The following is a 13,761-nucleotide window of genomic DNA, read 5'->3' as shown; positions in this document are numbered from 1 at the left end:
GACGTAGGATTGGTAAAATTTTATCCGAAATTACTGAAGGTAGTGCCATTGGGCCAAGGCCCAACCTACGGCATATCAGGATGATATGTGCGTGTTAGAGCGGGATCTTAAACCAGCTCATCCCGCAAACGTGTCAGTCGGCTGATCATGGCGTTGATGGCTTCAGCTTTACTGGGATAAATGTCATCAAAAGCAACGTGGAAGGTGTTAAAATCGTCTTCGCATTCGACTTTGTTTTCGTCTTCCAGAAAACCAATCACGGTTTGCCTGGATACCATATAAAACTCATCTTCCACTTCAAAACCGATAATCCAGATTTGATCGCCTGGCTTTAAGTTTTTCATAATAATCTGCTCTTAAAAAGTGTATTTCAGTGAGCGCGATTGTACACTTTTTCCGCCACGCTATACAAACTTCAAATAGCTGCTTATGATGAATTAAATCAATAAGGAGTGTTGATGATAAACGATATCGAGCTGGGCCGTTATTTATCTGAGGGTGCGATCGACATGGCCGTTGTCGCATCACGAATCAGTCAGGGAGCAAATCCCAATACCTTAAACAATAATCTGGACAGCCTGCTTCATATTACCGCGCGTTCAGGCGATATTCACCATATTCGTGCGGCACTTGATACCGGAATTGACGTGCATATCAGCAACGGGGAGGGGCACACAGCGCTGTACTGGCTGTTAAATCAGACACCCTGTCATTTTGAGGCCGCGCTGATGCTCATCAAGGCCGGCGCCAGCCCGAATACGGTGAATCACAACGGAGATAATCTGCTGCATCTGGCCGTTCGTTCCGCAATGCTGGATGTTATCCGGGCGGCTCTGGCTTTGAAAATTAATCCGCACAGCAAAAACAGGCAGGGACAGACACCTTTGCTGGAACTGCTGAGCCGGGGAACCGTTAACCCCGACGCCATCGCGCTGCTGGTACTGGTGGACAGCCTGCATCTGACGCTTGACGAGGCCTCACTCCGTATACAAAGGCCCGGCTTATACCTTAACCGCAAGGATCTGGAGCGCCTCGGCAAACATTCAAATAACAAAGAGCGCGTGATTCAATTCATTGAACAGTTACCGCCGGAACCGCAGCGGCGCATCATCGATTTATGCCAGAACGAACAAAGTGCACTGGGCGCTTTCTTTTACGCCCAGCGCGGTTTGATATTTAAGCCAACGCTTGCCTCAGGAACACTGGCGCACCTGACGGAAATAAGAAGAAGGCTTCCTTCTTATTTCCGTGCACCCGGTATTGCCACGATCCACGCCTGGAACTCCGCTGTTTATTCGACCGCCTTTTTTCCAGCCAGTCATGCTGTCGTGGCGTCCGCGCCTACTTACCTGGCTCAGGAATCGGATTATGCTCCGGCATATCCGCCGTCGATGATGTCGCCAGAGCCCCTGGCTCCGCCTGAAAAAATGCCGGGCTTCTAACCGCGCGGTGAGCCAGCCTGGCCTCGAGTCGGTCCAGCGCATCACTGTAATGCCATGCATTGATTTGTCTCGGATGCAGGGCTTCTTTTCTACAGGCCAGCTCCAGCACCGTGCAGCGCACCGAACCACCGGAGCCATGCATGGTGCTGTAAGGTGTTTCAATGATGTCCAGATGACCACCGCTGAGAGCCAGAATGCGCTCCAGATGCGCCGCCGTATAGGAAATTCTGTGTGCCTGCAGGGCAGCCTGTTCATCGTTCTGTATTTCCTCTGTTCGCGGCACACCATTCACAAACAATTTGAATCGACCGCTGTGAGGATTTTGCAGAATAACCGCGTTGGTGGCGTAAGCCAGTGCCTCAAGTCTGGAAATGAGAACCAGTTTTTCCGGTGGGTAAACCGCTCTGATCAAGGCCCTGCTCTCGGCTGTCATGGTTTCGGTACCAGAGCAAAGCACCGGCCAGCCCCGATCATCATATAGCGTTTGCCCATGCTCATCCTGTTGATACTCGCCTTCGTAGATGACTGCCGCATCATCAGGCAGGGGCATAAAACAGCAATCCAGGTGATAAAACTGCTCCTGCAGTAATTGAACCGGCAGAACATAGTAGGAAGACAGCTTCGCAATAGCGATAGCGGTTTCGGGATCACTGCGATGTCCCTGACCGATGAAAAACAGCTTTTTACCGATCATTTGTCGGATATCGCCGCCCTCAAAGGTTAGTTTTTTTCCCTCGTCGTTCGTCAGCCAGTGAATCGTCGCCCCCAGATTACCGGCCTGAGCAACCGCCAGCGCCTCCTCACCCTGCCGCTGTCTGTTTTTAAAGGCAGCGGCAATGAAGTGCAGTTCTCCCTGAGCATCGTAATACTGCCCGGTGTCTGTCGCAAAAATCTGATCGGTATAAAAATCCACATCGCCTTTTTCGAGTAATCCTTTGTCTTCAACCAGCAGACGAACCGGTACGCCCTGCTCTTTTATTTTCTCTATTAGATTAAGCTGTTCGGCAAAAGCCTTATCGGACAGCGACTGTTGGAACTGGCGGATTAATTCGCTCTTTTTTTGTTCCCGCTCCCATTCCGTGGCGGGTGGACTGGCTGACAAAGCCTCGTCTACAAACTGCTCTTGCAGAGCCAGTGTTCTAATCATATCGGGATTATCGCCGGTTGCGATTTCAAAATGTCGAGTGGGCCTGAGAATTGCGGCTTTTGCAGTTTCTGCGCTCTCAAGATTATGGGCTGCAGGCAAATCGGCGGTGTTGGTGATATAGGGCATAATAATAACTCCGGTAAAACATAATGATTGATAAAACGGACAGAATGATGGGTGATTTACACGCCAGGGCGGCGCGTCAGGCTGGATGCGAGGTAAAGTGGAATCATGATCTCAAGAATAATGGCGATGTATCCCTCTGCGGACATTGCATATACGTACATGTTTTGTGACATCAGGATTAACAACAGCGGTGGCGTGAAGGTGGCCAGGCCGACGAGGTATCGATTGCTGGTTTTAAACACATCGACCAGAAAGTCAAATACGCCAAGCGAGACACAGAAAAACGAGCCAAACAGAGCCACGGTTTCAAAGCCTGATAACAGGGACAGAACGTAGCTGGACTGCGTGTAAAATGCCAGACTGCTGTTCAGAGCCATCAGCTGATTTTCGCTCTGCGATACAGCCAGCAGGCCATGCTCCCCCGTCATTGGGATAATCGAATAGATGGCATACAGCCAGGCAATGTATAAGACCATGACACTGGTGGTACCGACCATGATCATCCATTTGAAGGACGCAGCATGCTCCCGTCCGTAGTAGGACACCAGGCTGGGTATGATGAATTGATAACCAAACGCATTGATGATGATCATCACCAGCGACAAGCCTCCCTTTTGCAGGAGGCTGAACCCGTGCATGGGAAACGAATGGGTATTCGACAGCACCGTCCCGATGGCCAAAAGCAACACCCCCAGTTTAACGCTGACGAGGAGGACGTTGACACGGACAACCAGTCTTGAGCTGATCACCATCAGAGAGCCCAGCAGCAACACAAAGAGTATGCAGCCACTGAAATACGACAGGCCGGACTCGTCAGGGTTGAGATGGCTTAAAATCAGGGACACACAGCCGGAAATGCTGGATGACAGCGACAGATACAAGAGCCATAAAAACAGAACAACCGTAGCCAATTGTGCTTTTGGTCCGAAAAACCGGCCCATCATGCTGAAGTAGGAGTTGTATTTTTCCGGACAACGCAGGCAAAGAGACAACACAAAGAGACCAGTACTGGTCATGACGAACCAGGTCGCCACGATCAGGCACAGGGTGCTCATAAAACCGAACTGTGCCGATACGATGGGGATGGCTAACAGCCCACCCCCGATTATCGCTCCAATGATCAGGAGCGTTCCTCCTGTAAATTTTATCATGTTCAGGTACCTCGTTATTCATTCGGCATCCCGGATTACGGCTGCGCCTAATCCGGGCTATGGTGTGTCAGCCAGTCTTGAATCTCCTGCATACGCACACGCCCATCGTCCAGCTGCTGCTGTACGCATTGTCTTGCGGTGCCGCCGGTGGCCTGATGCGCTTCCACGACCGCTTCCAGGGTCAGCACCTGATAAACATCCTCGTCAATGTATGCGCTGAACTGTCTGAACACAGGCAGCTCAAGTTGTGACAGCAGTTGCTGATGCTCAAGGCCATAACGCACCAGCTTTCCGCAAATCTCATGTGCCTCGCGAAACGGCACACCCTTCGCCACCAGATAATTGGCCAGGTTAGTGGCATTGGCGTAATCCTGCTCCGCTGCCTGCCGCATCCGGCTTTGATTGATCTGCATGGATGCCAGCATGGGCGTATACACTTCCAGCGTTTTCGACAGAGTTTTAACCACGTCAAACAGGCCTTCCTTGTCCTCCTGCATGTCTTTGTTGTAGGCCATAGGCAGAGCCTTTAACATGCTCAGCACGCCCATTAATGCACCGTATACACGCCCGGTTTTACCGCGTGCCAGCTCACATACGTCGGGATTTTTTTTCTGTGGCATCATGCTGCTGCCGGTACAAAAGGCATCGTCCAGCTGCACAAAGGCAAACTCGTGACTGCTCCAGAGAATCAGTTCCTCACTGAGTCTGGACAGATGCATCATGATAAGAGATGCATTCGCCATAAACTCCACCACAAAATCCCGATCACTGACAGCATCCAGACTGTTGGTGTATACGCCGTCGAACCGAAGCAGATCTGCCACGTACTCCCTATCCACCGCTAACCCGCTGCCCGCCAGTGCACCAGCGCCAAGCGGACACCGGTTAACGCGCGGGAACGAATCACACAAGCGGGCAACATCCCGGCTGAACATATTGAAATAGGCCAGCAGATGATGGGCAAAACGCAGTGGTTCCGCACGTTGCAGATGCGTATATCCGGGGATAACTGTGTCGATGTGCCCGGCCGCCAGGGTATGAATCACCTCTAGAAAATCAGCCAGCCGCCTGACGATACCCACCACGTGATGACGCAGATACAAATGCATATCGAGCGCTACCTGATCGTTACGGCTGCGCCCTGTGTGCAGTTTGCCCGCCACGGGGCCTATATCCTCATGCAACAGGCGCTCGATATTCATATGAATATCTTCATCACTGACAGAAAAATCCACTGCGTTGGATGTGATTTTTTCCTGAATACGCAACAGTCCGGCGCAGATAAGCACCTGTTCTTCCTCAGAAATCAACTGACAATGCCCCAGCATTCTGACATGAGCCAGACTGCCTTCGATGTCATAGGTCGCCAGTTGATAATCAAAGCCTATTGACGCGTTATACTCGTCCACCAGCTGGCTGGTGTGTTTACTGAATCGTCCGCCCCATAGCTTCATAACTGATACTCAGTATTGACCAGGGCATTCACTTTCATCGGCAGGCCATAAATGCTGATGAAGCCTACTGCAGCCTTGTGATCGAAGGCATCGCCCTTGTCGTAGGTGGCCAGATCATGCTGGTACAGAGAGCGGGCAGACTGTCTGCCGATCACCGTGGCCTGTCCCTTGAACAGACTCATGCGCACCACGCCGGACACATTTTTCTGACTCTCATCAATAAAGGCATTGAGGGCCTGCATCAGCGGTGAAAACCATAATCCTTCATAAACCAGGTGAGTGAATTTCTGCTCCAGAATGGGCTTGAACTGCGCCATGTCCCGCGTAAGGCACAGTGACTCCATGGCCTGATGTGCCTTAATCAGGGTAATCGCTGCCGGCGCTTCGTAAATTTCTCTGGATTTAATACCTACGAGACGGTTTTCAACGTGATCAATTCGTCCCACGCCATGCTGACCGGCACTGGCATTCAGGGCTGCTATCAGGTCATGAAGGGCCAGCGCCTGACCATTCAGAGCAACCGGCAGGCCCTGTTCAAACTGGATCTCGATGATTTCTGCTGTATCGGGAGCCACTCTGGGCGAGACGCTCAGCTCATAAGCGGCTTCGGGTGCTTCAAGCCAGGGATCCTCCAGCACACCACATTCACAGCTTCGACCCCACAGGTTTTTATCGATACTGAAGGGATTGTCGAGGTCAACAGGTAAATCAATCTGATGCTCTCTGGCATACAGGATCGCGTCCTCGCGGGTCATGGGATGCTCGCGCATCGGGGCGATAATCTGGATGCCGGGTTTCAGGGTGTTTAATGCCACATCAAATCGAACCTGGTCATTACCTTTGCCGGTGCAGCCGTGCGACACCATGCCGGCACCGTATTGATTGGCAATTTCAATCAGTTTTTGCGCGATTAAGGGTCTGGACAGAGCCGACACCAGAGGATAGACCCCTTCGTACAGAGCATTCGCTTTCAGGGCCCTGGCCAGATAATCACTGGAAAATTCTTCTTTCAAATCGAGAACATGGCAGGCGATTGCTCCGGTTTTCAGAGCCTTACTCTGAATCGCTGCCATATCCTTGCCTTCACCGAGATCACCGACAACAGCAATCACATCCAGATTGTACTTATCCTGAAACCATTTGATCGCTATTGACGTATCCAGACCACCTGAATAAGCCAAAACAATTTTTTCTTTTGCCATAATACGTCACCCCTTAGTTTTTTTGTCATACACTATCGCAACGCAGGTCTGCTTTATTTATGCGGGCTTTGCGAATAAATATTCATACAATTTAAATTAAAATGCATAAATATGCAAGTAAATATGTAAAAGGTGGATAATAATGAGCAGTGAACAGGACGCATCAAAGCGTTTGCAGGATGATTTACGGGATCTTCTGAAGAAGGGCAGCAATGCCACACAGGAGATGATTTGCGCAGCGCTGGAGGCTCAGGGGCATCGGATTAATCAGTCCAAAGTGTCGCGCCTGCTGGGTAAAATCAATGCCATCAAGTTCAAGAATGATCAGGGAGAGATGGTGTACCGTCTGCCCCACGATGCGACGCCACCGTCTATTGCGACCAGCGTCAGTGAGCTTGTGATTGATATCGTTGCCAACGAAAGCATGATCATCATACGTACCAGTCCAGGCTCGGCATCATTGATTGCCAGAATTCTCGACCATAAAACCTGCCATATTCTGGGTACCCTGGCGGGAGACGACACCATTTTTGTCGCGCCGGAGTCGGTTGCCGACATTGAGAACACCTTGAGGCTGATTAAGACTTATCTTGCCAGAAAGGATAAATAAAAGAGATTGAGGTCGACGGCTCCTGGCAGCCTGACGGGTATGATTTGGCTTCGCCCCGTATTACGCTGTCGCTAATACGGGCTACATGTCTAATCACAGGCCACGTTTTGACTCTCAAAACCCACCACCTTGTTTCGGCCATGGTGCTTGGCCTGATAGAGCATTTGATCGGCCTCTACCAGCAGGCTTTCGGCGTCATTATTGCCACGCAGACAGGAAAACCCCACACTGAAGGTAACGGAAAAAGATTGCCCTTCCGAGCGAAAGCGATGAGCAGCGAATTGCTCGCGCAGTTCATTACAGATTCTGAAGCATTGCTCAGCCTGCGCGCCGGGCAGAATCAAGACAAATTCCTCACCGCCATAACGACCAACAATGTCCTGGGCGCGCAGACGAACCAGCAGCAGCGCTGCCAGTTTCTTTAACACCATGTCTCCGACAGGATGCCCCCAGGTGTCGTTGATTTTTTTAAAGTGATCAATATCAATCATCACCAGTGATAAGGGGCTTTTTTTCTGCCTGGCATGCGCAATTTCCATGTCCAGACGCCCCAGCACGCTGGAGTGGTTTAACAGGCCGGTTAAACCATCGGTCGTCATAAAATAATCGAGCATCCCGGCCCGTCTCGAGCGTGCCCGTACTGCCGAAACCAAATGCTGGGGCAAAACCGGTTTGGTCAGAAAATCATCGCCGCCCATGCTCATGGCAGATAGCTGCTTATGCCTGTCGTCTTCGGTGGACAGGAAAATAATCGGTATTTTCATGTAACGATGCTCATGGCGCAGCACAGCTGCCAGCTCAAGACCCGTACAGGACGGCATGTAAATATCCATCAGAATCAGATGGGGTAGAAAACCAGCCAGCTCATTCAGTAACTGCATGGGATCAGTTACGATGTGTGTAACCATACCGGCCTGTGTCAGAATCAGGGAATAATACTCTGCGAGCGACTCTGAGTCCTCCACAATCAAAATACGCCAGGCCTCACGATTGCTCATACTGAGCTTCTGTTTTAACAGCTGCGTCAATTGAAACCCATCCACCGGATGCTGGAAAAAACCATGGCAGCCAGCGCGAATGGCCTGTAATCGTGGCAGCAGGTCGGCATTAGGCACAATGCAAAACACGTAGGCCGATACATTATGCAGTTTTTGAATGCGCTGCAGACAAAGTATGCCGCTGTTATCGAGAAAATCCGTATTAACAATGATGGCCAAAGGGTTCTTATGGTAAACGGCCTGCTCCAAAGCCTGTAAATCCGATATCGACTGCACACTGTATCCGGCGTGTTCTATGGATTCGCTCAGGTCGATGCCCGATTGCACATCACGCTGAACCAGGTAGATACACATGTTAACAACTGGATTAACGGAGTCCAGCTCCTCCAAAACATCCTCTTTTATTGTCTTATGATGCAGGATAAGTTCTACCAGCGCCTGTAAGCGCGCCAGCAGCTCACAGACAAAATCCACATTAATCTGACGGATGCTCTGAGCATCCAGCACCGTCTTCAGATACTGTTCGAGCTGCCGGGCGCACACGCTGATGTCCTGATACCCATAGGTGCCCGCCGAACCAGAGAGACTATGCACTTCCCGGTGAAAAACCTGCATATCACCGTTGTTCCACTCTGCCTGCAAACCCTGCCATCTGGCGTTTATCCGCTCCAGTTTGTCCGGTAGAGACTGCGCGTATTTCACAAATAGCTGATGCAGTCTGTCCTGAATGTTATCGACCATGGTGAGCCTTCCAGGCTTGCTTCAGGGCATCGGCCAGGGTCATGGGATCGAAGGGTTTGGGAATGACGTCAATCGCCCCCATGGCTTTGTATTCCTCCACTTCGTCGGCCTGTATTTTTGCGGTCATAAAAATCGCCGGAATCGTCGCGTAACCGGGACGTTTGCGTAGCTCTCTCAGCGTATCAGGGCCATCCATGTCAGGCATCATCACGTCCAGCAGGAGCAGATCCGGGATGATGGTATCGGCCTGCTGCAGGGCATTAAGACCATTCGTACAATAGGTGACGGAAAACCCACCGATGTCTTCCAGTGCAATTTGCGCAATGGATCGAATATCTTCTTCATCTTCTGCGTAGAGAATGGAAAGCATGTCTTCATTTTGCATAACAAATTCCCTTTATTGATTGTAACAGTTTTTTAAAATCAACTGGTTTATCCAGCCAGTCTATAATCGATATGCCGTCGTCTTTCAACAGGGCACGCCCGGTCTGAGCGATAACCGATAAAACAATAATATGCAGCTCTTCCGTCTGCTTTGAGGTGCGCAGCTCTCGGATGAAGGCGATACCATCCTGATCAGGCAAAATCAAATCCAGTAACAGAATTTCATACCGATGCTGCTGCAGCAGTTTTTTTGCCTGCTCAACGCTGTCGGCCACGTCGACAGTAAAGCCGGCTGATTCCAGCAGAATCTTCAGGTAATCTGACTGATCTTCGTCGTCTTCGCAAACCAGCAGGCGCTTCACGTCGGGAGACTTAATCGCGTCAGATAACGGTTGCAGAACCGGCTCAGTGAGATGCATTACGTCCAGATCAAAGTAGAACGTGGCTCCTTCACCCGGTTTGCTGAAGCAGCCTATTTTGCCACCGAAGGTTTCGATAATGCATTTACTGATATACAGGCCAAGGCCCGTGCCACCCTTGACGCGCGTATCGGAGGCGTCTGCCTGAGAAAATTTCTGGAACAGGCGTGACTGAAATTCATGTGGAATACCTGCGCCGGTATCGGTTATGGCCACATGCACCTTGTCGTCGTCATGCGTGATGCTGATGGTGACCCGGCCACCAGCGGGTGAAAACTTGCAGGCATTGGAAATAAGATTGGCCAGTACCTGTGCCAGCCGGTCGGGATCGGCCAACACCTGAATCTGCATGGCTGGCTCCATCAGCTGCACCTTGACCTGAAATTTTTCCGCATACATTTTGTTATCATCGATACAGCGACGTACGAGATCGTTAATGGAAACCGGCTTAATGTCATATTGCATTTTGCCGGCTTCGATTTTTTCCATATCGAGAATATCGTTGATTAGGAACAGCAGGCGGTCGCAGTTGTTATTGGCTATTGTCAACAGTTTGCCGGCCTTATCGGAAAAGGTTCCCATCACGCCACTGCTCAAAAGACCGAGTGAGCCACGGATGGAGGTAAGCGGTGTGCGCAGCTCATGGCTGACGGTTGAAACAAATTCATTCTTCAGACGTTCAGTCTGCTTCAAGTCTGTTACGTCATGAATCACAATCACCGCACCCAGCTTAATCCCCTGTGAGTTGATGATGCTCTGGCCATCAACGATTACGCGCCTTGATATCTTGTTTTTAAAGCGGGCAATTAACTCCATGCCGTGCACGTAATGGCCTTTCAACGCCAGCCTCAGAGGATAACGTTCTTTATCGAGAGGCTTATTATTAAGGTCATAAAGACTGAATAAATCGGGGAGATCGTCCAGTGATTTATTGACCTTGTTAGAGTTGATGTATTTTTGCAGAGCTGTGTTAAAAACCGTGATTTTACCCTGCGCGTCACAGGCGATGATGCCATCTTCAATGTTATCAAGCATGGCGTTTAAAAATTCTTTTTCATTTTCAATGGCGATGACCATTTTTTTGTAGTAACCCGAAATCACGAGGGCAAGGCTTATCACCAGAATGGTTACACTGGCAACGAACAAGGCCAGATGGTTGGTCGACAGAGTCTGGTAGTCTGGGTTGTCAGTCAGGATTGAACCTGGTGTAAAAACTGCCGCCGACATACCCGTATAGTGCATGCCACACATGGCCAGCCCCATGACCAGTGCGCTCAGAATCTGCACGCCGAACTGTTTTTCCCCGAGGGGTCTGTCATTACGCACGGCCAGCCACAAGGCCGCCTCTGACGCGACAATTGCCACAAAGATGGAGTAGATAAACACATCTGGGCGGTATTGAACAGACAAATGCACCTTCATTCCTTCCATGCCCATGTAGTGCATGAGGGCTACACCAAAGCCAATCAGCACACCGCCCAGCGCAAGGCGGGTAACGGAATAGCGCCGCTGCAGAATAAACAGAGCCCAGGCGGAGACGAGAACAGAAACAAACAGAGAGCCGGCAGTCCAGAGCGCGTCGTATTCCATTCGCACCGGAATCACCAGTGCCAGCATGCCAATAAAATGCATGGACCAGATGCCTGCACCCAGGGTAAAAGCCCCACCGAACAGCCAGTACAGGCGCGTTTTCGGATCTTTTTCGGCGCGTAAACGACTGACCAGACCGAGGGTTACATAGGACGCGAAGACCGCCACCGCAAAGGATAAAAGGTATAAGACCCAATCGTAGTGAGCATCAATCGCATTATCCGGGATTGGCCCGGAAAGAAACCATGAGGGAGAGAGAGCCATATTACATCCTGTAAAAGTGGTTTTTTGCCAGTGAGTTCCATTATAGCATCAGACAGGCAATCGAGGAACGAGGCAGACTCAGAACCGTGACCGTCAGGATCAAGACCTGTCCTGGGTTCGTTGTACAAACGATCCGATAAAATCAGGAATTCTCTGTTCCAGCCAGTACACCGGTTTTCCAGGGATATTACCGCTGATGAAACCAACATGACCGCCTTTGCTGCTCAGTTCCAGCGTGACATGGCTGGATAACTCGTCGGGACCGGGCAGAATGTCTTCGGTCATGAACGGATCGTCCAGAGCATGAATTATCAGGGTGGGCTTTTGAATAGAGGACAGATACGCGCGCGAACTGGATTGCCGATAGTAACTGTGTACACTGGAAAAGCCATTCAATGGCGCGGTTACGTGTTCGTCAAAGGTCCAGAAACAGTCCCATTTATCCGCGTCCAGCAAGGCTGGCGGGATATCGCCCTTCCAGGCCATACGTTTTTTCGACAACACATCGCGCAGGCTGTTCAACAGGTATGCCTGGTACAAGCGGGAAAAACCATGCCCCATCCTGTCCGCAGCCCGACCCAGCTGAAAAGGCACTGAAACCGCGACAGCCGCATCCAGTGGCGCACGGCTTCCCTGCTCTCCCAGCCATTTCAACAGCACATTTCCGCCAAGAGAAAAACCGATGGCGGCTCTGGGGATCGTCGATTCACGTTCGGCAAGCAGATTCATGACAAAATTAAAATCGGCTGTATCGCCGGAATGATAGGCTCGCGCCATGCGGTTGGGTTCGTCACTGGCGCCACGCAGATGCATCATGACAGCACGGCAGCCTTGTTTATTCAGGCTATGCATCAGGCCAGCAGCATAACCCGACCGAATGCCGCCCCCCAGTCCGTGCAGCACCACCATCAGGGGCGCAGAATCAGGCAGGCCGTTAATGACCCATGACAAATCAACAAAATCACCATCCGGCAGCACAATACGCTCTGTTTTATCAACCGGCACCTGTATTTTTCTGACCAGAGCCGGAAACATGGTCTGTGCATGTGACGAGGTCAGCCACCAGGCTGGTTTAAATCCGCTGTCCGTTATCATGTTGCCTCCAAATGAAACGCGGGACTCAATTCATGAACCGCATCCACCATCGCCTTGACTCGCTCAGGCAGCACATCGGGTGTTATACCATGCCCCAGATTAAACACATGACCAGAGCCATGGCCATAGGAATTCAACACCTTCTCCACTTCCTGACGAATGCGGTGTTCCTCTTCTAATAAGATAGTCGGCGCCAGATTACCTTGCAAGGCAACCCGTCCATTCAATACCTGTCTGGCCTGTCCCAAATCGCAGGTCCAGTCCAGCCCCAGCGCATCACAGCCGGTATCAGCCATTTGCTGCAGCCACTGCCCACCCCCTTTGGTAAAGAGAATAACCGGTATCCGGGGGTATTGCTTTTTCAGCTCCGTCACGATGGTGTGCATGTACGCCAGAGAGAACCGCTGGTACTGCTCTGTCGACAACAAACCTCCCCAGGTATCGAAAATCATCAAGGCATTGGCGCCTGCAAGTACCTGCGCACTCAGGTATTCAGTGACCGCCTTTGCCAGTTTTTCAAGCAATAACTGTGCCGCAGAAGGTTCATTATCGATCAAAGTGCGCATGCGGTGAAAATCAGGACTGCTACGGCCCTCGACCATATAACAGGCCAGAGTCCAGGGGCTGCCGGAAAAACCAATCAGCGGCAAATCAGCAGGCAGATTGCGACGAATCATGCGCACCGCGTCCATGACATAACTCAGGCTGTCGGCCATCGAAGGCAGAGGCAGTTGTTCAATCGCCTTGATGCTGTGTAAGGGGTGACGGAAACAAGGCCCCTCCCCTTCAGCAAAATACAGACCAAGGCCCATGGCGTCGGGAATGGTCAAAATATCAGAAAACAGAATGGCCGCATCCAGCTGGAAGCGCCGCAGAGGCTGCAGAGTGACTTCACAGGCCAGTTCGGTGTTTTTACACAGACTCAAAAAGTCCCCCGCCTGCGCCCGGGTCTGCCGATACTCAGGCAGGTATCGTCCCGCCTGCCGCATCAGCCAGACTGGGGTTCGGGATACGGGTTCACGGCGCAGAGCGCGCAAAAAAAGGGAGTCGTTAACATCGGCCATGCGTTCACCTGTCAGGTAGTAATGACCTTGCATTATATACTTTGTGTTGTATATTTGCATTTGCCTTAACTGGG

Annotated in this window: 12 protein-coding genes; 2 read left to right on the top strand and 10 right to left on the bottom strand. The window is 51.0% G+C overall.

From position 1 onward, the window contains the following. Positions 1-107: 107 nt before the first annotated feature. Positions 108-344, bottom strand: coding sequence for a hypothetical protein (locus ACQUTA_RS06275; protein ID WP_444987368.1), 237 nt, complete (start codon positions 342-344; stop codon positions 108-110). 114 nt (positions 345-458) lie between these two features. On the opposite strand from ACQUTA_RS06275, the gene ACQUTA_RS06270 reads away from it, so the two are divergent. Beyond that, complete coding sequence (locus ACQUTA_RS06270) at positions 459-1,442, top strand: ankyrin repeat domain-containing protein (protein WP_444987367.1); 984 nt, start codon at positions 459-461, stop codon at positions 1,440-1,442. Here ACQUTA_RS06270 and ACQUTA_RS06265 read toward each other — a convergent pair. The 4 genes from ACQUTA_RS06265 to ACQUTA_RS06250 are packed head-to-tail and all read right to left on the bottom strand — an operon-like array spanning position 1,342 to position 6,522. Continuing rightward, complete coding sequence (locus ACQUTA_RS06265) at positions 1,342-2,715, bottom strand: arginine deiminase-related protein (protein ID WP_444987366.1); 1,374 nt, start codon at positions 2,713-2,715, stop codon at positions 1,342-1,344. The two genes, ACQUTA_RS06270 and ACQUTA_RS06265, sit on opposite strands and share 101 nt — an antisense overlap. Before the next feature lie 56 nt (positions 2,716-2,771). Next, the gene (locus ACQUTA_RS06260) at positions 2,772-3,866 is read right to left on the bottom strand and encodes an aromatic amino acid transport family protein (protein WP_444987365.1); all 1,095 of its coding nucleotides are present in this window, start codon (positions 3,864-3,866) and stop codon (positions 2,772-2,774) included. A gap of 47 nt (positions 3,867-3,913) precedes the next feature. Then, positions 3,914-5,320: an argininosuccinate lyase gene (gene argH / locus ACQUTA_RS06255; RefSeq protein ID WP_444987364.1), complete on the bottom strand. Its 1,407-nt coding sequence runs from the start codon at positions 5,318-5,320 to the stop codon at positions 3,914-3,916. Beyond that, positions 5,317-6,522 (bottom strand): argininosuccinate synthase, encoded by a 1,206-nt coding sequence (locus tag ACQUTA_RS06250; protein WP_444987363.1) that lies wholly within the window; start codon positions 6,520-6,522, stop codon positions 5,317-5,319. The genes argH and ACQUTA_RS06250 overlap by 4 nt, the downstream gene beginning before the upstream one ends. A gap of 142 nt (positions 6,523-6,664) precedes the next feature. On the opposite strand from ACQUTA_RS06250, the gene ACQUTA_RS06245 reads away from it, so the two are divergent. Then, complete coding sequence (locus ACQUTA_RS06245) at positions 6,665-7,132, top strand: arginine repressor (protein WP_444987362.1); 468 nt, start codon at positions 6,665-6,667, stop codon at positions 7,130-7,132. A gap of 89 nt (positions 7,133-7,221) precedes the next feature. On the opposite strand, the gene ACQUTA_RS06240 is transcribed toward ACQUTA_RS06245, so the two are convergent. From ACQUTA_RS06240 to hemE, 5 genes are all read right to left on the bottom strand, one after another. Beyond that, complete coding sequence (locus tag ACQUTA_RS06240; protein ID WP_444987361.1) at positions 7,222-8,871, bottom strand: diguanylate cyclase; 1,650 nt, start codon at positions 8,869-8,871, stop codon at positions 7,222-7,224. Next, positions 8,861-9,256, bottom strand: coding sequence for a response regulator (locus tag ACQUTA_RS06235; protein WP_444987360.1), 396 nt, complete (start codon positions 9,254-9,256; stop codon positions 8,861-8,863). The genes ACQUTA_RS06240 and ACQUTA_RS06235 overlap by 11 nt, the downstream gene beginning before the upstream one ends. After that, a complete protein-coding gene (locus ACQUTA_RS06230) occupies positions 9,246-11,528 on the bottom strand; it encodes an MHYT domain-containing protein (protein WP_444987359.1) in 2,283 nt (760 codons plus the stop codon). Before ACQUTA_RS06230 ends, ACQUTA_RS06235 begins: the two co-directional genes overlap by 11 nt. Positions 11,529-11,627: 99 nt before the next feature. Beyond that, a complete protein-coding gene (locus ACQUTA_RS06225; RefSeq protein ID WP_444987358.1) occupies positions 11,628-12,623 on the bottom strand; it encodes a hydrolase in 996 nt (331 codons plus the stop codon). After that, the gene (hemE, locus tag ACQUTA_RS06220; RefSeq protein WP_444987357.1) at positions 12,620-13,687 is read right to left on the bottom strand and encodes a uroporphyrinogen decarboxylase; all 1,068 of its coding nucleotides are present in this window, start codon (positions 13,685-13,687) and stop codon (positions 12,620-12,622) included. Before hemE ends, ACQUTA_RS06225 begins: the two co-directional genes overlap by 4 nt. Between the last annotated feature and the right edge of the window lie 74 nt (positions 13,688-13,761).

The sequence above is a fragment of the Legionella navarrensis genome (assembly GCF_052527415.1).
Note: the sequence above shows the minus strand (reverse complement) of the source record. Positions and strands in the feature narration are given on the sequence as shown.

Bases quoted from the DNA above. Each gene is read 5' to 3' on its own strand.
- ACQUTA_RS06275 (WP_444987368.1), bottom strand. From the start codon at position 344: ATGAAAAACTTAAAGCCAGGCGATCAAATCTGGATTATCGGTTTTGAA.
- ACQUTA_RS06270 (WP_444987367.1), top strand. From the start codon at position 459: ATGATAAACGATATCGAGCTGGGCCGTTATTTATCTGAGGGTGCGATC.
- ACQUTA_RS06265 (WP_444987366.1), bottom strand. From the start codon at position 2,715: ATGCCCTATATCACCAACACCGCCGATTTGCCTGCAGCCCATAATCTT.
- ACQUTA_RS06260 (WP_444987365.1), bottom strand. From the start codon at position 3,866: ATGATAAAATTTACAGGAGGAACGCTCCTGATCATTGGAGCGATAATC.
- argH (WP_444987364.1), bottom strand. From the start codon at position 5,320: ATGAAGCTATGGGGCGGACGATTCAGTAAACACACCAGCCAGCTGGTG.
- ACQUTA_RS06250 (WP_444987363.1), bottom strand. From the start codon at position 6,522: ATGGCAAAAGAAAAAATTGTTTTGGCTTATTCAGGTGGTCTGGATACG.
- ACQUTA_RS06245 (WP_444987362.1), top strand. From the start codon at position 6,665: ATGAGCAGTGAACAGGACGCATCAAAGCGTTTGCAGGATGATTTACGG.
- ACQUTA_RS06240 (WP_444987361.1), bottom strand. From the start codon at position 8,871: ATGGTCGATAACATTCAGGACAGACTGCATCAGCTATTTGTGAAATAC.
- ACQUTA_RS06235 (WP_444987360.1), bottom strand. From the start codon at position 9,256: ATGCAAAATGAAGACATGCTTTCCATTCTCTACGCAGAAGATGAAGAA.
- ACQUTA_RS06230 (WP_444987359.1), bottom strand. From the start codon at position 11,528: ATGGCTCTCTCTCCCTCATGGTTTCTTTCCGGGCCAATCCCGGATAAT.
- ACQUTA_RS06225 (WP_444987358.1), bottom strand. From the start codon at position 12,623: ATGATAACGGACAGCGGATTTAAACCAGCCTGGTGGCTGACCTCGTCA.
- hemE (WP_444987357.1), bottom strand. From the start codon at position 13,687: ATGGCCGATGTTAACGACTCCCTTTTTTTGCGCGCTCTGCGCCGTGAA.